15 protein-coding genes are annotated in these 22,506 nt (G+C 73.8%); 8 read left to right on the top strand and 7 right to left on the bottom strand.

Translation table 11 applies throughout. The features are described 5' to 3' along the window. Positions 1-51 precede the first annotated feature (51 nt). The 4 genes from IE273_RS26050 to IE273_RS26065 all read right to left on the bottom strand — a co-directional run bounded on the left by IE273_RS26050 (position 52) and on the right by IE273_RS26065 (position 7,448). Complete coding sequence (locus IE273_RS26050) at positions 52-1,038, bottom strand: aldo/keto reductase (protein ID WP_189817595.1); 987 nt, start codon at positions 1,036-1,038, stop codon at positions 52-54. A 481-nt stretch (positions 1,039-1,519) separates the two neighbouring features. Then, positions 1,520-5,326, bottom strand: a complete 3,807-nt coding sequence (locus tag IE273_RS26055; protein WP_189817596.1) for a carboxypeptidase regulatory-like domain-containing protein — start codon at positions 5,324-5,326, stop codon at positions 1,520-1,522. A gap of 49 nt (positions 5,327-5,375) precedes the next feature. After that, positions 5,376-6,800 (bottom strand): CHASE3 domain-containing protein, encoded by a 1,425-nt coding sequence (locus IE273_RS26060; protein ID WP_229887545.1) that lies wholly within the window; start codon positions 6,798-6,800, stop codon positions 5,376-5,378. 135 nt (positions 6,801-6,935) lie between these two features. Then, positions 6,936-7,448: a DUF6069 family protein gene (locus IE273_RS26065; protein WP_189817597.1), complete on the bottom strand. Its 513-nt coding sequence runs from the start codon at positions 7,446-7,448 to the stop codon at positions 6,936-6,938. A 257-nt stretch (positions 7,449-7,705) separates the two neighbouring features. On the opposite strand from IE273_RS26065, the gene IE273_RS26070 reads away from it, so the two are divergent. After that, entirely contained in the window at positions 7,706-8,530 is an 825-nt protein-coding gene (locus IE273_RS26070) for a MerR family transcriptional regulator (RefSeq protein ID WP_189817598.1), read from the top strand. 300 nt (positions 8,531-8,830) lie between these two features. Next, positions 8,831-9,592, top strand: coding sequence for an SDR family oxidoreductase (locus tag IE273_RS26075; RefSeq protein WP_229887546.1), 762 nt, complete (start codon positions 8,831-8,833; stop codon positions 9,590-9,592). A 148-nt stretch (positions 9,593-9,740) separates the two neighbouring features. Here IE273_RS26075 and IE273_RS26080 read toward each other — a convergent pair whose 3' ends face one another. Then, positions 9,741-10,964 (bottom strand): glycoside hydrolase family 3 N-terminal domain-containing protein, encoded by a 1,224-nt coding sequence (locus IE273_RS26080; protein ID WP_189817599.1) that lies wholly within the window; start codon positions 10,962-10,964, stop codon positions 9,741-9,743. A 444-nt stretch (positions 10,965-11,408) separates the two neighbouring features. Between IE273_RS26080 and IE273_RS26085 the strand changes: the two genes are divergently transcribed. From IE273_RS26085 to IE273_RS26095, 3 genes are all read left to right on the top strand, one after another. Further along, on the top strand, positions 11,409-12,779 hold the full coding sequence (locus tag IE273_RS26085; RefSeq protein ID WP_189817719.1) for a sugar transferase: 1,371 nt from the start codon (positions 11,409-11,411) through the stop codon (positions 12,777-12,779). 149 nt (positions 12,780-12,928) lie between these two features. After that, entirely contained in the window at positions 12,929-13,489 is a 561-nt protein-coding gene (locus IE273_RS26090) for an LbetaH domain-containing protein (RefSeq protein ID WP_189817600.1), read from the top strand. Further along, a complete protein-coding gene (locus tag IE273_RS26095; protein ID WP_189817601.1) occupies positions 13,486-14,697 on the top strand; it encodes a glycosyltransferase family 4 protein in 1,212 nt (403 codons plus the stop codon). Before IE273_RS26090 ends, IE273_RS26095 begins: the two co-directional genes overlap by 4 nt. A gap of 706 nt (positions 14,698-15,403) precedes the next feature. On the opposite strand, the gene IE273_RS26100 is transcribed toward IE273_RS26095, so the two are convergent. Together IE273_RS26100 and IE273_RS26105 are read right to left on the bottom strand one after the other, a co-directional pair. Continuing rightward, the gene (locus tag IE273_RS26100) at positions 15,404-16,612 is read right to left on the bottom strand and encodes a glycosyltransferase family 4 protein (protein WP_189817602.1); all 1,209 of its coding nucleotides are present in this window, start codon (positions 16,610-16,612) and stop codon (positions 15,404-15,406) included. A 29-nt stretch (positions 16,613-16,641) separates the two neighbouring features. Further along, positions 16,642-17,622: an NAD-dependent epimerase/dehydratase family protein gene (locus IE273_RS26105; RefSeq protein WP_189817603.1), complete on the bottom strand. Its 981-nt coding sequence runs from the start codon at positions 17,620-17,622 to the stop codon at positions 16,642-16,644. Positions 17,623-17,886: 264 nt separating this feature from the next. On the opposite strand from IE273_RS26105, the gene IE273_RS26110 reads away from it, so the two are divergent. Genes IE273_RS26110 through IE273_RS26120 form a run of 3 tightly spaced genes read left to right on the top strand, consistent with a single transcriptional unit; the run spans position 17,887 to position 22,465 of the window. After that, positions 17,887-19,359, top strand: a complete 1,473-nt coding sequence (locus IE273_RS26110) for a hypothetical protein (RefSeq protein WP_189817604.1) — start codon at positions 17,887-17,889, stop codon at positions 19,357-19,359. Next, positions 19,356-20,939, top strand: a complete 1,584-nt coding sequence (locus tag IE273_RS26115) for a hypothetical protein (RefSeq protein WP_189817605.1) — start codon at positions 19,356-19,358, stop codon at positions 20,937-20,939. Before IE273_RS26110 ends, IE273_RS26115 begins: the two co-directional genes overlap by 4 nt. Beyond that, on the top strand, positions 20,936-22,465 hold the full coding sequence (locus IE273_RS26120; protein ID WP_189817606.1) for an oligosaccharide flippase family protein: 1,530 nt from the start codon (positions 20,936-20,938) through the stop codon (positions 22,463-22,465). The genes IE273_RS26115 and IE273_RS26120 overlap by 4 nt, the downstream gene beginning before the upstream one ends. Positions 22,466-22,506 lie beyond the last annotated feature (41 nt).

A 22,506-nucleotide genomic window follows, 5' to 3' on the forward strand; every position in this document is an offset into this window, starting at 1 on the left:
GTGCGGTCACCGGCGCGTACGGCGCCGTACGGCGGCACCCGCCCCTCGGGGTCAGCGGTTGACGAAGGTGAGGCTGGTCGCGTCGTAACGGCTGCCCGCGATGTGCTCGGGCGGGGCCGCGGCCTCGATCGCGGCGATCTCCTCGGCGGACAGCCCCACGTCCAGCGCCGCGAGGTTCTCCTCCAGGTACCGCTGCCGACGGGTGCCGGGGATCGGCACCACGTCGTCGCCCCGGTGCTGCAACCAGGCCAGGGCGAGCTGGCCGGCCGTGACGGACCTGGCGGCGGCCAGCTCGTCCAGCTTCGCGACGATCGCCAGGTTCCGTTCGAGGTTGCCGTCGGCGAACCGCGGCTGGCCGCGCCGTACGTCGGTCTCCGCCAGCCCGTCGACCGAGCTGTAGCGGCCGGTCAGGAAGCCGCGCCCGAGCGGCGAGAAGGGGACCAGCCCGATGCCGAGTTCACGGCAGACCGGGACGGTCTCCGCCTCCAGGTCCCGGGTCCACAGCGACCACTCGCTCTGCAACGCGGAGATCGGATGGACCGCGTGCGCCCGCCGGATGGTCCCCGCGCCGGCCTCGGACAGCCCCAGGTACCGCACCTTGCCGGCCCGCACCAGCTCGGCCATGGCCCCGACGGTCTCCTCGATCGGCACCCGCGGATCGACCCGGTGCTGGTAGTAGAGGTCGATGTGGTCGACCCCGAGCCGGCGCAGGGAGGCCTCGCACGCCTGGCGCACATAGGCGGCGTCGCCGCGGATCAGGGTGGGCTCGCCCAGGCGGTTGGCGAAGCCGAACTTGGTCGCCAGCACCACTTCGTCGCGCCGCCCGGCGACGGCCCTCCCGATCAGCTCCTCGTTGTGCCCGGCGCCGTAGAAGTCGGCGGTGTCGAGGAGGGTGACCCCGAGGTCCAGGGCGTGATGCAGCGTCGCGATCGACTGCGCGTCGTCCGAGGCGCCGTACCCGTGGCTCATGCCCATGCAGCCGAGCCCCTGCGCGGAGACCGCCAGTTCGCCCAGGTACCGGGTGGGGACGTCGGTCATACTGCTGCCTCCTGCGCTCGTCGGACCGTTCACCCGGGACGCTAGGTATTGGAGTGCGCTCCATGTCAAACGACGGCCGGCCGTGGTGGCCGAGACCCTCGTCCGGCGGGACACCGCCAGGCGCGCCCCGGCCCCGGCTCACACGGCATGACAGGACGCCTGCGGTTCGGGCAGCCAGCCCTGGGGTGCCCGGTGCCGGTGCGCCACAGCAGTGACCAGGCGTACAGCGGTGTGGGGTCGACGAGCGGTACGGAGCGCAGTCCGGGGACGTCCGGCAGGGGCACGTCGGCGGGGAGCAGCGAGAGGCGGCGCGGCCCGGCCGCCACCTCGGCGAGGAAGTGGGCGAGGCCGAGGTTGACGCTCGTGGCCCTGTTCCGGATCGCGAACCGGTCGGCGAACTGGTGGAGGAAGCGCGACGGCCCCCGCCCCCGGACGTGTCCCGGGACGAGGGCCGTGCGCGTGCCCGCCGCCGTGCGGCGCGCTACGAGGCCGTTCGGGCCGGTACGCGCAGCCGGACCGGGATGTCCGGCACCCAGTACGGGCCGTCGGTGGCCAGGGTCAGGGACGCCGTCCAGTCGCCGGGCCGGGTCAGCCGGCGCGGGTCGAGGGTCACCGTGAACGTCGCGCTCCGCCCGGGCCGGAGCGTCAGGCGGTGCGGGTTCGCGGTCAGCCAGGGGACGTCCGTCTCGGTGCGGTCGTATCCGGGCAGCACGTCCACGGTGGACACGGGGACGGGGAACCGTGGCTCGCCGCTGCCGCCCACCCGGTACAGGCCGGGTGCGCCGCCGCCCCGGTAGACGGCGGCCGGGGCGTCCGGCAGCCGCTTCCAGGAGTCCGTCCCGGGGGCGTAGGCGTACCCCTGTGCGGTGAGCACCCGGTTGGGGCCGACCCGCTTGAATCCGCCGGAGACGAGGAGCTGTCCGTTGGCGGTGGCGTACGCGCCGGACGCCAGGCCGACCGGCATGGCGGCGATGGGCTGCCAGCTGTCGGAGGCCGGGTCGTAGACGTAGCCGTCGCCGGTCTCCACGTAGTCGTGGACGCCGCCCGCGCAGTACAGCCTGCCGTCGACGGCGCCGCAGTTGGCCCAGCTGATGGTCTGCGGGTAGGCGGCGGCCCGGGACCAGGACCGCGTGCCCGGGTCGTAGGCGTACACGGTGTCCGAGCAGTCGGTGTTCGTGCAGCCGCCGACGACGTAGAGCCGCCCGTCGAGCACGGCGCTCGCCGCGCCGAAGTGCCCCTCGGGGATGTCCGGGCCCTTCGACCAGCGGCCGGCGGCCGCGTCGAAGACCTGGGTGGTCCGGCTGACGGTCTCCTGGGGGCCCCAGCCGCCCACGGTGTACAGGCGGCTGCCGATGAATCCGTGCGCGGTGGCCTGCCGGGGCTCGGGCGCGGCCGGGCCCCGCTTCCAGGCGCCGGTGGCGGGGTCGTACACGTACAGGTCGGCGGTGGGTTCCTGGCCGTCGGAGCCGAGGGCGGAGTAGAGCCTGCCCCGGTAGGTGCCGACCGCGTTGTCCATCACGGGGACGGGCAGGTCGGGCAGCGCGTGCCAGGCGGTGCCCGGGGTCGGGGACCCCGGCGCGGTGCCGGTGCGCTCGCCGACGCGGAGCCGGATCGGCGCGGTGCCGGTGTTCCGCACCGTCACCTTCCGCACCACGGTGGCCCGTCGGGAGGTGGCGTCGATCCGCCCCGGACGGACCGACAGCCGGCCCGCCTTGAGGACGAACGAGGCCTCGGTGACCCGGTCGGCGGGCACCTGGACGGCGCGCGTGGCCGTGACGTACGACGGTTTGGCCGCCGCCGCCGTGGTGGACCGGCCGGAGCCGGGCACGAACAGCCGGTAGGCACCGTCGCCGAGGCGCGGGTCACCGGTCGTGGCGACCGTCGGCGCGGCCGGCCCGTCCGCCGCGCCGGTGTGTACGACGGCTCCGATGAGCCCCTTCCCGGTGTTCGCGTCGGTGACGGTGCCGGTGAGGACGCCGCCGGGCACGGGCGTCGCGACCCGTTCGGTGACCGTGACGTCGTCCACCGCCCAGAACAGGCCGGGTCCGCTGAAGTGGAACCGCACCCGTACCGCGCGCTCGCCGGCGTAGGCGGTCAGCGGGATCTCCACCCGGCCGCTCGTCCACAGCTGGTCCTGGTGCCACACCGTGGTCCAGGTCCGGCCGTCGTCGGCGCTGACCTGCACCTCGCCCTGCTGCTCCGCGGAGCCCTCGTAGTCCGTGTCGAAGCTCAGCGCCGGGTCTCCGGCGCGGCCGAAGTCGTAGGCGGGGCTGAGCAGGGAGGTGTCCAGGGAGCTCCCGGCGTGGTCGGCGTCGGCGACGGCGAAGCCGCCGGAACCGCCGGTGGTGTTGCCCCGGCCGCCGGGGTCGTCGAACGTCCAGCCCGGGGTGCCGGTCACGCTCCAGCCGGCGGGCGGCCCGGAGGTGCCGTCGAACGTCTCGCTGCCGACGGTGTCCGCCCGCACGGTGTACGCCGGGTCGTCCTCGGCCCAGGTGTCCACGGGCAGGGCCAGGCCCACGGTGAGGTCCTTGGCGCCGACCGTCACCTCGCGCTCCAGGGACTGGTAGGCGCTGTCGTCGCTGACCACGCGCAGGGCGTAGGTGTGGTCCTCGGGGAGGTCGAGGCGGTAGGCGCCGGTGACCGGGTCGGACCACACCGGGGCGCCCGGCACCCCGGCCACCGTGATCTTCGCGTGCAGCGGCCAGCCATGCCCGGAACCGTCGGTGACGGTGCCGGAGATCCGGTGGGTGGCGAGCTTGCGCAGGCCGAGGTCGCCGCTCGCGGTGCCGCCGTCGGTGAGGTGGACGCCCGGCAGGGTGCCCGGCGCGTATCCGTAGGCCGTCACCCGGACGTCGTGGTCACCGGCGGGCAGCGGCAGGGTGTAGCGGCCGTGGGCGTCGGTGGTCGTGCTGTACGGGCCGGCCGTCACCTCGGCCGCCGCGACGCCCGCGCCCGAGCCCGCGTCGGTGACCGTGCCGGTCAGCGTGCCGTGCGGGCCCATCGTGAAGGCCGACAGGCCATCGGGGGTGCCGAGGCCGGTGGGGCCGTCGTAGCCCGGACCCGCGGTGCACAGGTAGGCCGGCGCGCAGGTCCCGTTGGCTCCCGAGGTGACGTCGTGCAGTCCCCGGCCGCCGGCGGCGTACGGGTAGACGGCGGGCCGGGAGCCCGCCGCCGGGGTGCCCGCGTTCGCGTACACGCCGGCGATGATCGGCGCCGAGGCGCTGGTGCCGCCCGCCACGCCCCAGCCGCCGGTGTCGCCGTAGCTGTCGTACACGGCGACGCCCGTGTCCGGGTCGGCCACCGCGGAGACGTCGGCGACGGTACGTCCGGGGCAGCCGGTGTCCCGCTGGAACGCGGGCTTGGGCTCGTACCGGGAGCAGCCGGAGCCCGTTCCACCGCCGTCGTGGTCCCACACCGACTCCGACCAGCCGCGCGCGGTGGCCGGGTCCTTGGTGAGCGTGGTGCCGCCGACCGCGGTGACGTGCGGGGAGGCGGCCGGGTACGCCACGCCGTACCCGTAGTCGCCGGAGGAGGCGACGACGGCCACGCCCGGGTGGTCGTAGTGGACGTCGGCCGCCGACTCCGCCGGGTCCTCCGGGAAGAAGGTGTAGTTGGAGCCGTAGGAGTTGGAGACGTACTTCGCGCCGAGCGCGACCGCCTGGTCCACGGCCGCGCCCAGGTCGTCGATCGTGGCGGTGTCCGCCTCGACCAGCAGGATGCGGGCCCTCGGCGCCACCGCGGAGACCATGTCCAGGTCGAGGGAGATCTCGGTCGCCCAGCCGGGGTCGGGGTCCGGGTAGCGGGCGCCGCCGCGCTGGTCGGTCTTGGTGAAGCAGCCGTTGGCGGTGGTGCAGGGCGGCAGCCCGTACTGGGCGCGGTAGACGGCGAGATCGGCCTCGGCGTTCGGGTTGTCGAAGGCGTCGACCACGGCGATGGTGGCGCCGGCGCCGCCGTCCGCGGGGAGGTCGTAGGCACCGCGCAGGTCGGCGGGCCCGTAGCCCTGGGGGTCGTCGTCGGCCCCGCGCAGCTTCTGACGGTCCGTCACATCCGTGCGGAGCAGCCCGAAGCAGGTGAACTCGTGCGGCCTGGGCGGGCCGCAGAGCGGTCGTACGTCGTCCCGTGAGGTCTGCGTGGCGTGTGCCGCGGGCCGGTCCCCGGCCTCCGCGCGGGCGGGGGCCGGGGCGGCGAGGGCCGTCAGTAAGGCGGTGGCCAGGGCGGCCGCGCAGGCGGCCAGGCGTCTGCGCCGGCGGGGCGCGGCGCTCGGGGACACGAGCAGGGATATGGGCAACTCAACTCCTGTGGCATGGGCGGCGATCGGACGCGCCGCCCGGCACACGTTAGTTGAGCCGTGAAGGAGTCTCTGTTCCGGACGGGATCGGGATCTGTACCAGGAGGGAAGTACCGGCGCCGGGGGGCGAGTCGATGGTGAGGGTGCCGTCGAAGGCGGACACCCGGTCCGCCAGGCCGGTCAGGCCGCTGCCGGCGGTGGCGTCGCCGACGCCGCCGACACCGTCGTCCACGATGTGGATCCGCAGGACGTCCGTGAGGTCGAGGGAGATGTCGATCCGGGACGCCTCGGCGTGTTTGACCGCGTTCGTCACCGCCTCGGCCACCACGAAGTACACGTTCGACTCCACGGTGGTGGAGAGCCGCCGCGGGTACTCGCTCCGCACGACGGCCGGGATCGGACACCGGGACGCCAGGTCCTCCACGGCCGCCGCCAGCCCCTTCACCGTCAGCACCAGCGGGTAGATGCCCCTGGCCAGTTCCCGCAGCTCGTCGATCGCCGTCTGCGCGTTGTCGATCGACTGGTCCATCAACTCGGTCACCGACGTGTCCGTGTCGGGCATCATCTCCCGCGCGAGCCGGAGCCCGATCATCAGGCTGACGAGGCGTTGCTGCGCCCCGTCGTGCAGGTCGCGGGCCGTACGCCGGTGCACCGCCTCGACGCTCTCCATGGTCCGTCTGCGGCTGTCCTGCAACGAGGTCGCCATCGTGTTGAAGGACGCGCCGAGCGCGTCGATCTCCGCCACCCTGCTGGGCGGGATCCGGACGCCGAGGTCGCCGCCCGCCAGCCGCCCGGCCGCTGCCGCCGCCCCGCGCACGGGCCGTACGACGGCACGGTGCTGGAGCACCGTGAAGGCGGCCACCAGCGCGGTCGAGGCGGCGATGCCCACGCCGGCCGCGATCACCGCCCGGTGCGCGTTGGCACCGGCGGCGTCCTCGCGCGCGGCGAGCTGGGCCCGCTCGCCCGCCGTGTACGCGTCGAACTGGTCCCGCAGGGTGTCGACGCGCCGCTTCCCCTCGGCCGTCACCGCCAGACCGGACGCGGCGGGATCGCCCCGCCGGACCGACTCCACCAGCGGGATCGAGTAGTCGTCCAGGAAGGACCGGACACCCCGCGTGATCTGCTCGGCGCTGCGTCGCTGCGCGGGGGTGGTGGCGGAGTCGCCGAACCGCCGGATCTCGGCGGGCAGCGCCTTGCGCGCCGCCTGCCACGGCTGGAGGAAGTCGTCCCGTTCGGTGATCACGAAGCCGCGCTGCCCGGTCTCCAGGTCCACGAGGAGCTGCTCCATGCTCCCGGCCTCGACGAGAGCCGTGCGGGAGGCGCGGCGCGCCGACGTGGAGTCGTTCGCGTCGTCGATCGCCCACAGCAGGACCACGAACGCGACACCTATCAGCAGGGCCAGCAGGGCGCTCGCCGCGACTGTGAGGCGCGTCAGCCCCAGCCGTCGGCTCCCGTGCCACCGTCGTACCGTCATGCTCCGCAATGTAGCCGCACATGGCTGGGAAGGTTCGGTGAGGAAGCAGAGCTAGTGGCACATGTTATGTCAATGTCATCGCCGTGGGCTCGACACATTGACTTGAGTGGACCGAAGCGCTCCCGGGACCGTACGTCACCAGGCGCCGTCGCCCCGGTCCGGCGCCACGCTGTACGCGGTCGCCGACAGCAGCCCGGTGATCGTCGCGCCGACGGCCAGGAACACGGCCGCGGTGGCGAGGCGGGCGTCGGACGCGAGGTCCGTGGTGAACGGCAGCAGGGCCAGCGCCGCGGTCGCCAGGCCAGCGATCCAGACGAAGAAGGCGCGCGGCCGGGCGACGGTCAGCAGCAGCAGGTGCAGCAGCCCGGTGCCCACGACGGCGCCGGCCGCCGCCCAGGCCGCCAGGTACCCCGTCGTCACGTCGCCCCACACGCCCGCCCCGCGCGGCGCGAACAGCGGAACGTCGAGGACACCGCGGACGAACATCGTGGCCACGACCGCGACCAGCGCCGCGACCACCGCCGTCGCGGCGCCGGTGGCCCACAGCCGGCCGGCCGCGACGGACCGCGGGCCGGGCGGCGCCTGGTACCCGGGGCCGCCTCCCTGGCGGTAGGAGGGGACGTCGTCGTACGGAGCGGAACCGGCCATGGGGAACCACCTTTCGCACGCGGTCGTCACGACGTGACGTCGCGGTCGGCCTGCGGACACTCGCGCTGACTCCAGCATGCCCCCGCCACCGCCGAGGGCGCGACCTATGCCGGCCAACGCCTGGCTTACCGCGTCCTGCTGACGGCGTGGCAGCTTGGGTGCGTCTGCGCGCACCCACCCCGCGTGCTCGCCGCTCCCCGGCCGCCGCGTACCTTCTTGACCCTCACACCGTGTCAGGCGGTCAGCTCGGAGACATCATGTTCACCATCGGAGACTTCGCCCGGCACGGCCGCGTCTCGGTCCGGATGCTGCGTCACTACGACGCGACCGGCCTGCTGCGCCCGGCCCACGTCGACCCCGTCAGCGGCTACCGCCACTACACCGCGGCCCAACTCGCCCGCCTCAACCGGATCATCGCGCTCAAGGACCTCGGATTCTCCCTCCGTCAGGTCCGCGACATCGTGGACGAGAAGGTGGGCGCCGAGGAACTGCGCGGCATGCTGCGGCTGCGGCGGGCCGAACTGGAGACCGCCATGGCCGCCGCGGGAGCACGGCTGGTCCAGGTCGAGGCGAGGCTCCGAGCGATCGAGAGCGAGGGGCACATGCCCACGAACGACGTCGTCATCAAGACCGTCCCCGGTGTCCGGGTGGCCGAGCTGACCGCGACCGCCGCCAGTTTCGACCCCGAGGACATCGGCCCGGTCATCGGACCGCTCTACGACGAGCTGTTCCGACGCCTGGACTCGGCGGGCATCGCGCCCACGGGCCCCGGTGTCGCCTCCTACGAGGACGCCCCGGAGGGCGGCGGCAGGATCACCGTCCACGCCGCCGTCCAGGTCTCCGCGCCCCTCCAGGACGACGGCGCCTTCCGCGTCCTCGACCTGCCGGCCCTCGACCGGGCGGCGACCATCGTGCACCGCGGCTCGATGGACACCGTGCTGCCCACCGCGCAGACCCTGGCCCACTGGATCGACGCGGGCGGCTACCGGTCGACCGGCTACCCCCGCGAGGTCAGCCTGGAGTGCCCCGAGAACCGCGACGACTGGGTGACGGAACTCCAGGCGCCGGTGAGCCGGGCCTGACCGCCGGCGCGAGGCGCCGACCACACGGGAAGACCACCGGGACCACGGGGGACCGGCCGCCGGGGTCCCGGCGCCCGGTCCCCGGTCGGCCCGCTGGGCCGCACCGCCCCCGTCCCGTTCCGCCGGACAGCCCTACGGCACCTCGTACCCGACCGTCGACACCGCCGCCCGCAAGTCCGTTGGCAGCCGCGCGTCTTGACGGAGGGCCGCGTCGGGGCGAGCCGGTCCGACGCCGTCGTCTATTACGGCGTAATCGTCCGCGGACGCCTTTCCCCACCCGGGTCGCTCCCGGGAGGATCGGTGGCAGGGTCCACGTCGGGGATGCCCGAGGAGAAGGAGACGCTGTTGTCCGGACGTACCGTGCTGATCACAGGAGCGTCCAAGGGGATCGGCCTCGCCACCGCGCGGCGGCTCGCCGACCGCGGACACCGGGTGCTGGGGATCGCCCGCGGTGTCCCGGACGGTGGCTTCCCGGGGGTGCTGCACGCGTGCGACCTCGCCGACGCGGGGGCCACGCGCGAGCTGTTGGAGACGGTCACCCGCGAGGAGCGCGTGGACGCGGTCGTCAACAACGTCGGCCTCGTCCTGCCGGAACCGCTCGGCGAGATCACCCTCGACGCGCTGCGAGAGGTGTACGACCTGAACGTACGCGCCGCCGTACAGGTCACCCAGGCGTGCGTCGGCGGGATGCGGGAGCGCGGCTGGGGCCGGATCGTCAATGTGACGAGCCGTGCGCAGCACGGTTCGCGCACGCGCAGCAGCTACGCGGCGGCCAAGAGCGCGCTGGTGGGGCTGACCGGCACGTGGGCGCTGGAACTGGCGGAGCACGGGGTGACGGTCAACGCGGTCGCCCCGGGCCCGGTGGAGACCGAACTCTTCCGCGCGCAGCACCCGGTGGGCGGCGCGGAGGAGGCCAGGGTGCTGCGCTCCGTGCCCATGGGCCGCTTCGGCCGCCCGGAGGAGGTCGCCGCGGCCGTCTCCTTCCTGCTGAGCGAGGACGCCGGCTTCATCACCGGCCAGGTGCTCGGCGTGGACGGCGGGGGGACGCTCCCCGGCCGGTGAGGGCCGGGCGGCAACGCCTCGGCCGGTCCTGGTGGGCCGGGGCGGCCCGCACCGGGAAGCGATGCCCCGAACGACCGGCTCGGCCCCCTTCCGCAACGAGGGACCGAGCCGGTTGCCGTGCGTACCCGACGGCATCCGGTGGGGTGGTTCAGCCGCAGCTGAGGAGGCCGGCGGCGGCCTTCGCGTCGAGGACGCGGTGCACGCTGTCGGCGACATCGGCGCGGAACGCGGCATCGGTCTTCATGCGGGCGCTGACCGCCTGCGCCATCGCCGGTACGGTGGACGCCTTCACGGTGAGGATCATGTTGCCGCCCGCCGACAGGAAGTTGACGGCCCGCTGGGCCGGGGTGAAGGACCGTACGGCGACGGCCTGCCCGAGGTCGTCCGAGATGACGACGCCCTTGAAACCGAGCTGCGTGCGCAGCAGTTTGCGGATGACCGTCGGCGAGAAGGCCGCGATGTGATGGGAGTCGATCTTCGAGTAGGTGGCCGAGGAGATCATCACGAACGGCGCGCCGGACTTGATGCCGGACCGGAAGGGGTCGAGGTAGGAACTGGAGGCGGTCGTCACCGAGTCGACGACGTTCGCGGTGGTGTCGGTGTTGCCGATCACCCGGCCGAGACCGGGGAAGTGCTTGAGCGTCGTCATCACATGGGCCTGCTTGAACCCGGCGGAGAAGGCCCCGCTGTGCGAGGTGACGATCTCGGGGGTGTGGCCGAACTCGCGGTTGTAGCGGCCGATGGGCGCGTTGCGCGTGCCGAGGCCGGCCGGCACGACGTCCGCGACGGGAGCGAGGTCGAGGTCCACCCCGGCGGACTTCAACTGCGCCGCCCAGCCCGCGGCCCGGGTGCGCAGCGTCGACGTCGACCAGGTGCCCTGGGTGAGCGCGGCCGGGATGGTGGAGAACCCGGGGCCGCTCAGCACCTGCACCTGGCCGCCCTCCTGGTCCGTGGAGACCATCAGGCCCACCCGCCGGCCGGAGACCGTGTCCGCCTGGCCCCGGAAGCCGTCCACCACCTTGCGTGTCGCCGTGGTGCCGGCGCTGCTGCGCCCGGTCAGCATGACGGAGCCCACGTGATGGTCACGCAGCGTACGCAGATCGGTCGCGCTGGGGCGCGCGGCGGACACCCCGCCCATGAAGAGCTGGCCTATGCGCTGTGCCTGGGTCATACCGGAGTAGACGCGGTCGGCGCAGGTGGTGGCGAGGGGCCCCGGGCCCGGGGTGGCGACGGCGCGGACCGGCTGGACGGTATGTGCCTGGGCGGCGGGTTCGCCGCAGGCGACCGCGGTCAGCAGCATGGTGACGAGCGGGATGCCGGTGCGCAGAGCCGCCGAACGGCCCCTTCCTGGCCGGCGGACACGTGCTGTCATGGATGGCGCTCCTGTCTCGGACGATGGGCGGGCAGGGGGATCGATGGCCCGCTGTTCCTGCACGGCGGGGACAGACCGCTCCACCGCGCGCCCCCGCTCCCACACGCTACGCCGCACCGTCCGGAGATGCGCGCCCTGCCTGGTGGGAAGCCGCGGACCGGCCCGTGGAGCCGCGCATCGGCATTGCCATGGACCCGGCCGATCCAGAACGAAGTAAGCAAATCGGACATAGATGACTATTGCTTGATATAAAGATCACTTGAAGGCGTGGCCGGTCCCGGAGGGGGCGGCGGTCGCGCCGGTTGTCTGAGATGGGAGCTTCTAAGGAGAGGCATGCGGCCCTTCAGAATCGCGGCAATCCGACAGGTCCCGGTTTCCGTGCCGCCTCGGCCGGCCCGTCCGGAAGGCACCCAGGCACACTGGTACGCCCCCCTGTCCGTCTGTGTGGATCTGGCCGGCGCGGCACTGCCGGTCACGGCGGCGATCGTGGAGGTCCACGAGCCCCACCCCCTGCGTCTGGCGGCCGTCGCCGCCCTGGTGTGGCCGCTCATCAGAGTGGTCGGCAAGCGGTACACCCCCTCCGCCTGGGGTGACGGCGGTGGCCTGGGAGCCGTGCTGCGGGACTGGCTGCTGCTGGTCGGCGCGCTGGCCACACTGCGTGTGCTGTGCGGCCTGGAGAGCGTGCCAGCCGAAGCCTTCACGGCGCTGATCCCCGCGCTGGTCCTCACCGCGGCCTGCCACAAGGTGATCCACCGTCACCTCCTGGCCGCCCGCCGCAACGGCCGCCTGCTGCGCCATGTCGTGGTGGTCGGGGAGGGTCCGACGATCGACGCGGTGGTCGGTCAGCTGGCCCAGCGCACCGACCACGAGTACGTGATCGTCGGCTGCTGCCCGGTCGGGGAGGACGAGGTGCTCTGCGGTGTCCCCGTGCATGCGCGACTGCCCCGCGAGACCCCCGAGCCCCCCGAGCCTCCCGAGCAGGACGCCACCACGGTGCTCGGGGCGGCCGACGAACTCTGCGCCGACCTGGTCTTCGTGGCGCCGGGCCCGCACCTGTCGGGCGAGCGGCTGCGCCGGCTGTCCTGGTCGATGCACGACCGGGGCTGCCCGATCGTCGTACTGCCCGGCATCGTCGAGGTCGCCCGCCGGCGGGTCCGGCTCACCTCGGCGTCCGGGCTCACCCTGCTGCACATCTCGCCGCCGCTGCGCCGTGGCATGCCGGCCCTGCTGAAGGCGGCCGTGGACCGCGTGGGCGCGCTGCTGCTGATCGCGCTGCTCTCGCCGCTGCTGCTCCTGCTGGCGCTGGCCGTGCGGCTCGGCTCCCCCGGTCCCGCCCTCTACCGCCAGATCCGGGCCGGGCAGTACAACACGCGGTTCCCGATGTGGAAGTTCCGCACGATGGTGGTCGACGCGGACCGCCTCAAGGACGAGCTGGAGGCGGCGAACGAGAACGACGGCCACATGTTCAAGATGCGCCGCGACCCCCGGGTCACGCCCGTGGGGCGCGTCCTGCGCCGCTACTCGCTGGACGAGCTGCCCCAGCTGTTCAACGTCCTCCTCGGCCACATGTCCCTGGTCGGCCCGCGTCCGCCGGTGCCGGAGGAGGTCGTCAAGTACAACCCGGTGGAGATGCGCCGGCTGCACGTCAAGCCGGGGCTGACCGGGCTGTGGCAGGTGAGCGGACGGTCGGACCTGTCCTGGCACGAGACGGTCTCGCTCGACCTGCGCTACGTGGACAACTGGTCCCCCGCCATGGACGTGAACGTGATGGTCCGCACCGTACGCGCGGTGCTGAACGGCCAGGGCGCCTACTGAAGTTCCGCCATCCGGGCAAGCCTGCCGCCAACACGCGCCGATGGCGGCGGGTCCGCCCCCCGGGGCATGAAGGATCTCCCGGAGGACCACCGGGCCGAACGCCTCGGTCCTCCGGGAGACACCGGGAAGGAACCGGAAGGAACACCGTCATGGCGCAGACCGCAGCCGCCCCGCACCGGCCCGTCGTCGAGCGATCCCTGCGCGGCTTCACCGGCGCCGGGTACGACAAGGGGCGCCCCCTGCTCGTACAGGCCGCCTGGTTCGCCGTCCACCACCTGGTCTTCGTCAAATGGTGGTGCCCGGACCGCTGGCGCCCGGTGCTGCTGCGCGCCTTCGGCGCCCGGGTCGGGCAGCGGGTGCTGATCCGGCACGGGGTGCGGGTGCACTGGCCGTGGAAGCTGGAGATCGGCGACGACGTGTGGATCGGCGAGGAAGCCTGGATCCTCAACCTCGAACCCGTCACGATCGGCAGCGACTGCTGCGTCTCGCAGAGCGCGTTGCTGTGCACGGGCAGCCATCGCGCCCGTTCCGCCACGTTCGAGTTCGACAACGGCCCCATCCGGCTGGAGCCGGGCAGCTGGGTCGCGGCCCGTGCCGTCGTCCTGCGCGGTGTCACGGTCGGCCGGGGCGGCGTGGTGGGCGCCGGCGCCGTCGCCCACCGGGACCTCGCGCCCGGCGAGGTCCTGACGACGAAGGGACGTACGGCATGAGACTGCTCCACGTGGTCACGCTCATCAGCGACGACGGTGCCTTCGGCGGTCCGCCGAGCGTCGCGGTCGCCCAGTCGGAAGAACTGGCCGCACGCGGTCACGATGTCGCGCTGATGTCGCTGTGGCGGGGCGACGGCCGGGCACCGGAGCGCGTCGGCGGCGTCCGGCTGCGCTCCCGTCCCGCCCGTACGCTGCTGCCGGGGCGGGGTTTCATCGGCCTGCTGCACCCCCTCCTCGTACGCGATCTGTGGCGGGCCATGGGCGGCGCCGAGGTCGTGCACGTCCACGCGGGGCGCGACCTGGTCTCCCTCTCCGCACTCGCCGTCGCCGCCCTGCGCCGGGTGCCGTGTGTGGCGCAGACGCACGGCATGGTCGAGCCGCGCACCGCGCTCCCCGTCCGGCTCTTCGACCTGCTGTACCTGCCGCTGCTGCGCCGGGCGCGCGCCTGCTGTGTCCTGACCGGGCAGGAGCGCGGGCTGGTGGCGCGGGTGCTGGGGCCGGACGGTCCGCCGCTGCGCATCCTGCCCAACGGGATCGAGCCGGGGCCGCCCGAACCGGAGCCGCGGCAACCGCGCGAGCCGCATGTGCTGTTCCTGGCCCGGCTGCATCCCCGTAAGCGTCCCGAGGCCTTCGTGGAGATGGCCGCGCTGGTCCACCGGGAGATGCCCGAGGCCCGCTTCACGCTGTACGGCCCGGACGACGGATCACTGCCCGCCGTGCGCCGGCTCATCGAGGAGGGACCCGCGGGCGTGGTCCGCTACGGCGGTGCGCTCGACCCCTCCGAAGCGCGCGAGGCCTACCGTACGGCGGCCGTCCATGTGCTGGCGAGCGTGAACGAGCCGTTCGGCATGACGGTCATCGAGGCGTTGGCCGCGGGCACGCCCGTGGTGTGCACCGACACCTGCGGCATCGCCGACGAGTTGGCCCGCCGTGGCGCCGCCCTCGTCACCGACGGCAGTCCCGAGTCCATGGCGGCAGCGGTCCGCCGGCTGCTAGGCGACCCGGAGCTGTGCGCCCGGATGGCGCGGGCCGGCCGCCGCGTGGTCGAGGACGTGTACTCCATCGGCGCCGTGGTGGACCGCCTGGAGGAGATCTACCTGGACACCTGCCGGAACGAGCCCGCCGGCCCAGGCGGTACGGACGGCGGGGCACGTCCGGCCGCCGACCACCCCCGGCGGGAACCGACCGCACCGACCCCGGCCGGCTGACCACCCGAGCCCGGTCGCCGGACGGGCCGGGCGGGGGGGCCGCCGACCGGCGGGCAACCGGTGCGCACCGGGCGGGCGTCCGGGCCCTCTCCCCCACCGCGCGCACGCCGGAGTCATCCGAGTCTGCGGGCCCGAACCGGGGACTGGCAGCCGGCGGGAGACCACCCGGCGGTCAACCGGTGGGCATCGGGCGGGCCTTCGACAGACACCCGGCAGACGCTCGGCGGCCCCCCTCCCGCGCCCCCCGTACGCCGGGATCACCTGAACCTGCGAACCCGGGCGCGGGGCTCGCGACCACCGGGAACACCAACGGCCCGACGCTCGACCACTTCCCCCTCCCGCGCCCGGCGTGCGTCAGGGGCATCTGAGCCTCCAGGCCGGCCGCACCATCGGCGGCCAGGACCGAGCCGCGTGGCAGCTGTGCCGCGCGGGCCGGACCGGTTCCGCGCGCCTCAGGCCGTGCCGGTCCACCAGGCCGTGACGGCGCGCTTGCGTACGCCCCACGCCTCCCCTCGACGCCAGTCCCCACCCGTCCACGCCGCCGTGGCAGCGCTCACGTACACCCCCCTCCGCGCCAGTCCCCCACCCGCCCACGACACCATGGCAACGCTCACGTACACCCCCCGCCGCGCCACCATGGCAGCGCTTGCGCGCGGGCGCCTCCCGCCGCCGGCCCACGAGCGTGCCGGCGGCGGGAGGCGTTCGTTCAGGGGCGGCGGCGGGTTCCGCCGGCGCTCACGCTGTGGAGGATGTCCTCGAAGCGGGAGGCGCAGCCCTCCAGGGCGAACTCCCGCTCGGCCAGGGCGCGGCTCTCCTTGCCGAGCCGCTCGGCGCGGGCCGGGTCGGACAGGACCTCCCGGACCCAGGTGGCCGCACCCTCCAGGGCCGACTCCTCCGGGGGGAAGACCGCCGACCCCGCCTGCCGGAGCAGCCGCGCGGCGAGGTTGTCGGCGGGCATCAGGCCGAGCACGGGCCGCCCGGCGCACAGATAGGACAGCGTCTTGGACGGGACCGAGAACTGCCCCGCCTCCGGGCCCAGCAGGACGACGAGGACGTCGCCCGTGCCCAGCACCTCGGGCAGCCGCTCGTAGGGCTGGAAGGGCAGCAGGGTCAGGTCGACGCCCCGCGCCGCGGCGACGTCCCTGAGGACGGGTACGGCGGGACCGTCGTTGACGACGACGAGACGTACCGGACTCCCCTGCTCGCGCAGGCGCTCGGCCAGCCGCACCAGCAGCGCGGGGTTGTGCTTCAGCCCGAGCGTGCCGGAGTACAGCACCGTCCGCACGCCGTTCAGACCGTGCTCCGCCGACCAGCCGTTGGTCCGTGCCACGGGGACGATCTCGTCCAGCGGCGCCCAGTTGGGGATGACGCTGACCTTGCCGGCGGTGCCCCACCGCTCGTGGACCCGTACGAACGAGTCGGCGATCACCACGACGGCCGCGGCCTGCCGCGCCGACCACTTCTCGCCCGCCCCGAACACCTTGGCCGCCAGGCCCATCGACTTGGCGACATCGGCGGCGGCGAAACTCTCCAGCGCGACCGCGGTCACGTCCTGGTGCCACAGCACCCAGGGGATGCGCAGCCTCTTCAGGACGGCCGCGGTCACGACCAGGACCGGGATCGGCAGGTTGGACAGCAGCGCCACGTCGGGTTGCTCGCGGCGGACCTGCCGGGCCAGTTCGAGACCCAGCCGGGTCTCCTGGCCGAGCCGGTGGAAGTACGCCTCCTTGCGCAGCCTGACGCCGTCCCCGATGGTGGCGAAGCGCAGGCCCGCGGCGGGTGCGGCGAGGTCGCCCTTGCCGGAGACGTAGGCCGTGCACGTCGAGTGGACGACCTGGTGACCGCGACGCGCCAGCTCCCGGCTCAGCTGGGCCTGGAACGGGTGGCCGCTGTAGTCGTGGACGAGGATCCTCATCGTCCCGTGTCCTCGCGACGGCTCCGGCGTCACTGGTGGGATCGCTTGACCTGGTCGTAGACCCACGCGTAGGTCCGTTCCAGTCCGTCGGCCAGGGAGACCGACGGCTCCCAGCCGTAGATCTCGCGGATCAGGGTGTTGTCGGAGTTGCGCCCGCGCACGCCCTGGGGGGCGTCCAGCCGGTGGCTGCGCTCGCAGCGGATGCCGGCGATCCGCTCGACGATGTCGACGAGCTGGTTGATGGTCACCAGCTCCGAGGAGCCGAGGTTGACCGGTTCGCCGCTGTTCCCCTGCATGATCATCTGGGTGCCGTGGAGGCAGTCGTCGATGTACATGAAGGAGCGGGTCTGGAGGCCGTCGCCCCAGATCTCGATCCGGTGGTCGCCCGAGAGCACCGCCTCGGCCACCTTCCGGCACACCGCGGCGGGGGCCTTCTCCCGGCCGCCGGCCCATGTGCCGTGCGGGCCGTAGACGTTGTGGTAGCGGGCGACGCGGGTGGTGAACCCGTAGTCCTCCGTGTAGTGGCGGCACATGCGCTCGGAGAAGAGCTTCTCCCAGCCGTAGCCGTCCTCGGGCTGCGCCGGGTAGGCGTCCTCCTCGCGCAGCGCGGTGACGTCCGGGTCGGTCTGCCTGGCGGCGGCGTAGACGCAGGCGGAGGAGGAGTAGAAGTAGCGCTCCACCCCGGCCTCGTGGGCGGCCTGGAGCATGTGGGTGCTGGTCAGCACCGACATCATGCAGGCGGCCTTGTTGTTCTCGATGAAGCCCATGCCGCCCATGTCGGCGGCCAGCATGTACACGTGCCGTGCGTCCCGGACACCCGCGCGCGCGTTCTCCAGGAGCGACAGGTCGGCGATCACGTTCTCCGCGGCGTCGTGGACCTGGTACCACTCGTGCCGGGGCTTGATGTCGATGGAGCGGACGGTCAGCCCCTGGGCCAGGAGGGAGCCCACGAGATGGCCTCCGATGAATCCCCCGCCACCGGCAACGACGACGTCGACCTGCTTGCCCATGGGCAACTCCTTTGTCCGAAGAGCGGATGACCTGGTGCGATAAAGCAATGCACATTTATGCTGATTTCCGGCAAATGGCACGCCGACCGGCCTCCCCGCGTCACCCGATGACGATGCTGTGCGGGCGACCGCGCGCGGCCCCCAGGATTCGCGCGCGCCTGTACGACTTCATGAGGTACGGGCGCTATAACCCTGTTGATGAGCTTTCAGGTGAAATTCCCGGCAGGCGAAGACCTTCGGTGGCGCAAGGCTCCCGTCCGCAGCGTGCCCGCGGTCTCCCTGTGGTCCGTGGCGCTGCTGGTCCTGCTGCCGGGGCTGATCCTCCAGTCGGACGGCGCGCACCTGTCGGTCCCGCTCGCCGCGCAGGGTGTGGTGCTGGCACACACCGGTGTGGCCCTCATCCGTGTGCTCACCGCGACGACGGTCCGGCTCACCGCCCTCGGTTTCTGGGTCTTCGCCTACGTCTGGCTCGGCCTCGCGCCCCTGGCACAACTCGCCACGGACACCTATCCCTGGGCCTACCGGACCGGTCAGGGGACCGCCCTCACGGCCGTGGCCGTCGTCGAACTCGGCCTGCTCGCCCACAGCGCGGGAGCCGCCGTCGCCGGCCGCCGGGAGCGCGCCCGTACGGCGGCCGGGCCCGCCGCCCCCTCGCCGGGGCCGGTGGAACGGCTGCTGTCCCGCCGCCTCGCGCCCTGGCGCCTGCTGTCGCTGTGCGGGCTCGCCCTCGCCCTGGCGGCGGTGCTCATCCCCGCCCAACCCGGCGGCATGAGCGCCTACTTCACGAGCCGTGAGGCGCTGCGCGAGGCGGGCTCCGCCGACGGTTCGGACAACGCGTTCCTGTCGGCGCTGCGCAACTGGTCCCTGTCCGTGCCCGCGTTCTGGGCGCTGCTGGGCCTGCTGCACGTACCGCGCGTGCCCGGCGGCGACCGTCTGCTGCGCGGCATCCGCCGGCTGCTGCTGCCGCTGCTCCTCGCCCTGAACGTCGTCGTCAACAACCCCGTCAGCAGACCGCGGTTCTGGTTCGGCACGGTCCTGCTGACCCTGCTGTTCGCCGTGCCCCGGCTGTCCCGGCCCCGCGCCTTCCGCGTGATCGCGGCCACGCTCATGGCGAGCGTGCTGCTGCTCTTCCCGTACAGCGACTACTTCCGCTACAGCGACCGGGAGCAGTTCACCGTCGTGTCGCTGTCCGCGCAGTTCACCGCCAACGGCGACTACGACGCCTTCCAGCAGGTGCAGACCGGCATCGACATGGCGCGGGACCAGGGATTCTCACCGCAGGACGTGCTGGGTCCCGTGCTGTTCCCGGTCCCGCGCTCGGTGTGGCCGGACAAGCCGGGGGACACCGGCATCACCCTGGCCCGGTACGCCGGTTACGACTTCCTCAACCTCTCCGCCCCGCTGTGGATCGAGAGTTACCTGTGGGCCGGCCCGCCCGCCGTGGCCGCCGTGTTCTTCCTGCTCGGCGCGGCCGGGCGGCGCATGGACGACGTGCGCCACCGGCTCCGCGACCGGGCGGGCACCCTCGCGACGTTCCTGGTCCCGGCGTTCGCCTTCTACCAGATCGTCTTCCTGCGCGGCAGCCTGCTGGGGATCGTCGGCCCGCTGACGCTGCTGGTGACCGTTCCGCTGCTCGTCACCACCCCCGGCGCCCGCGCGGCCCGGCTTGTCCCGTCGGCGCCGCCGACCGCACCCATCCGCCCCGCACAGCTCCCCGGAACAGGAGGGCACCCGTGACCGGCCCCATCCACCTCTACGACCGGTACGACGAGCCGGACCAGCTACACGACCAACTCCGCCGGCTCCTGCGCCACCGCGTCGTCATCGCCCTCGGGATCGTCCTGGGGCTGCTCGGCGGCGCCGCCCTGGCCCTCTCCCGGGCCCACACCTACACCTCCGCCAGCGAAGTCCTCGTACGCTCCACCGCCGACCCCTTCGGCACGGTCAGCGTGGCCGCCGACAACCAGGTCAGCATGGGCACCGAGCAGCAGATCGCCGCCAGCACCGCGGTCGCCGTCCGCGCGGCACGCCTCATGGGCCAGGCCGACGGCAAGGCCGCCGCGCTGGAGGGCGGTCTGCGGATCACCAACCAGGCCAGGTCCCAGGTGCTGCGCTTCGAGTTCACCGCCCGCACCCCGAAGCGCGCGGCGCGCGGCGCCAACGCCTTCGCCGAGGCCTATCTGGCCGACCGCAAGGCGCGCAACCAGGCCGCCGTCCAGCGGGCCACCCGCGGCGTGGAGCAGCAGATCAAGACGGTGGAGGCGGCGCAGAAGAAGGAGCCGGAGGACGACGACGCCACCAAGGCCGTGCAGAGCCAGCTGGACACCCTGCGCAAGCGCGTCGTCGACATCAACTCCCACGACACCGACGGGGGCGACGTCGTCCGCCGCGGCGAGGTGCCCGCCCGGCCCTCGGTGCCCGGCTGGCCGACCCTGCTCGCGCTCGGGCTGGCGGCCGGACTGGCCCTCGGCATCCTGCTGGCCTGGCTGCGCTCCGCCCTCGACACCCGGGTCCGGTCGGCCGACGAGGCCCGGGCCGCGCTGCGCACCCCGGTGCTCGGCCTGCTGCCCCCGGGGCACGGCGAGGACGACGACCTGCCGGCGGTCGGCCGCCAGGGCGGTGACCGGGCCGAGACCCTGCGCGCCCTCGCCTACCGGCTGCGCGGGACCTGCCTGCCCGCCGGCACCGGCCGGCTCCTCGTCGTCTCCCCCCGGCGCGGTGCCGCCACCGAGGAGGTGGCCGTGAACCTCGCCGCGGCCCTCGCGGAGTGCGGCGACGAGGTGCTGCTGGTGGACGCCGACCCCGGCACGGCCGCCCTCACGGCCCGGCTGCCACTGCTGCCGGACGACGCCCGCACGCCCGGGGACGCCTCCTCCCTCCCCGACGGGAGCCGGCTGGTCGACGCCGGGACCGCCGGGCGGTTCGCCTGCTGCGCCGGCGGCACCGGTTCGCCCGCCCGGACGGGCGGGTCCGCCGCCGTCCACCGGCTGCCGGCCGGGTCCGGCTCCCGTACCACGGTCGTCGTCGCCCGGCCGCTCCTGGAGCACGCCGACGCCCTGGCCCTCGCCCAGCGTGTCGACGGCGTCCTGCTGGTCGCCGGCCTCGGCACCACCCGGCGCGACGACCTCAGGCGGGCGCACGAGCTGATCGACTGCTCCGGCGGGACCCTCCTCGGCATCGTGCTCGACGCCGGCCGGCGCGGACGACTCCGTGCCGTCCTGCGCCGCCGCCCCGCGCGCCGCCCGGAGGCGGAGACCGTCACGCCGGTCGTGGAACTTCCGGCGCAGGACGACACGCTCTCGGTCTCCCGCGGATGACCGCCCCCGAAGCGACCGCCGCCGCCCCCGCCGCCGACAGCGTCGCCGCCGCCGCGCGGGGCGGGTGGTGGGGGGTGGCGGGTTCCGCGACGAACGCCGTCTTCGCCTTCGTCTTCGTCGGCCTGATCACCCGCGCCCTCGGAGCCCAGGGCGCGGGCGCGGTCTTCACGGGCGTGGCCCTGTTCACCATCCTCAGCAACACCTGCAAGCTCGGCGCCGACACCGGGCTCGTCCGTCTGGTCTCGCGCGACATCGCCGTGGGCGGTGGCCGCTCGGTGGGCGGTCTGCTGCGCGCGGCCGTCGTGCCCGCGGCCGTGGCCAGTACGGCGGCATCGCTGCCCCTGCTGCTGTACCCGGCGGTGGCCACCACGCTCCTGCCGCACCTGCCGCCGGCCGACGCGGTCGCCCTGGTCCGGCTCTTCGGGCTGTTCCTGCCCGTCGCCACCGTCGGACTGGTCCTGCTCGGCGCCACCCAGGGCCTTGGCACCGTGGTGCCGTTCGTCGGCGTGGAGCAGGTCGGCAAGCCGGTGCTGCGCGTGCTGATCGCCGTACCGGTGGCCGCTTGGGTGCCGGGCCTGCTCCCTCTGGCCGCGGCCTGGTTGCTGCCCGCGCTGGCCGGCACCCTGGCCGCCTGGCCGGCCCTGCGCCGCTGCCGCGCCCTCCGCGGCAGCGCGCGGCCGGCCGTGCGCGGGGCCGTTCCCTGGCGCGCCTTCTGGACCTTCGCGGCACCCCGCGCGATCTCGTCCGTCTTCGACATCAGCGCGGTCTGGGTCGGCGTCATCCTGCTGTCCGCGCTGGCCACCGGCGCCGAGGCGGGTGTCTACACCGCCATCGGCCGCGTCGTCACCGCGGGCACCCTGCTGCAACTGGCCGTCCGGCTCGCCGTGGCGCCCCAGATCAGCAGACTGCTCGCCGTCGACCAGGTCGCCGAGGCGCGCCACCTGCACCGGGTCTCGACCTGCTGGATCGTGCTCTTCTCCTGGCCGCTGTTCGTCCTCGTCGCCGCCTTCCCCCGGACCGTGCTGTCGGTCTTCGGCCCGGAGTTCGTCGGCGGAGCGCCCGCCCTGGTCGTGCTGTGCGTGGCCTCGATGGTCAACGTCGCGGTCGGCAACGCCCAGACCGTGCTGCTGATGTCCGGCAGGAGTTCCTGGCACCTGGCCGTCACCGCGGCCGCGTTCACGGTGCAGTTGACGGTCGGCCTGCTCGCCGTGCCGCGGTGGGGCGTCCTCGGGGCCGCCGTGTCCTGGGGCGCGGCCATCGTGGTGGAGAACCTCTGGGCCGCCCTGCTCATCCGGCTGCGCCTCGGCTTCACGACCGTGGACCGGGGCTACACCACCGCCCTCGGGACCGGACTCGCCGTCTCGGTGGTGCTGGCCGCCGTGCGCTCACTGGGAGGTGACACCCCGTCAGGACTCGCCGCCGGGATGACTTTGGGATTGTGTGCGTTCGGTACTACTTTGTGGTGGTATCGCAGGCCGCTGGGAGTGAGTGAGCTGGTCGGAGTTCTGCGCCGTCGCGCCGCATGAGCCCAGGCAAGGGTGTGCGGTCGTCGTGCGGCGGACCCCGC

The sequence above is a fragment of the Streptomyces olivaceoviridis genome (genome assembly GCF_014650115.1).
Lineage (GTDB): Bacteria > Actinomycetota > Actinomycetes > Streptomycetales > Streptomycetaceae > Streptomyces > Streptomyces olivaceoviridis.